The 288-nt window shown below is 69.4% G+C and carries 2 pseudogenes; both read right to left on the bottom strand.

Going from position 1 to position 288, the window contains the following annotated elements:
- A pseudogene (locus tag ACLF3G_RS29585) lies at positions 1–125 on the bottom strand (ATP-binding protein); the annotation flags it as partial.
- Positions 115–288: pseudogene (locus ACLF3G_RS29580) on the bottom strand (IS21 family transposase); the annotation flags it as partial. The pseudogenes ACLF3G_RS29580 and ACLF3G_RS29585, both read right to left, overlap by 11 nt.

Raw genomic sequence — 288 nt, 5'->3', positions numbered from 1 at the left:
GGGATCGCGCTCTGGAAGGCGGGCGCGCCCTGCTCGGTGAGCTCGGCCGCGGCCTGCGCCATGCCGTGCATCTTGAGGCTGCGCAGCATGATGGTGACGGCGGCAGCCGCCGGGTCATGACGCATGGCGGCCTCCATTTCTCGAACGCAGGCTGTCGTAGCGCGCGACGTTAGCCTTGGGCTCCTGCGCCAGCATCAGGGCCTGGGGCGCCTCGATCGGTGGGACCTGGGAGGCTGTCCCGTCGGTCAGCCGGTGCAGCAGGTTCAGGATGTGGGTCTTGGTGGACAC

The sequence above is a fragment of the Falsiroseomonas sp. HC035 genome, assembly GCF_050563525.1.
Lineage (GTDB): Bacteria > Pseudomonadota > Alphaproteobacteria > Acetobacterales > Acetobacteraceae > Falsiroseomonas.
This window is presented reverse-complemented; position numbering and strand designations above follow the sequence as displayed.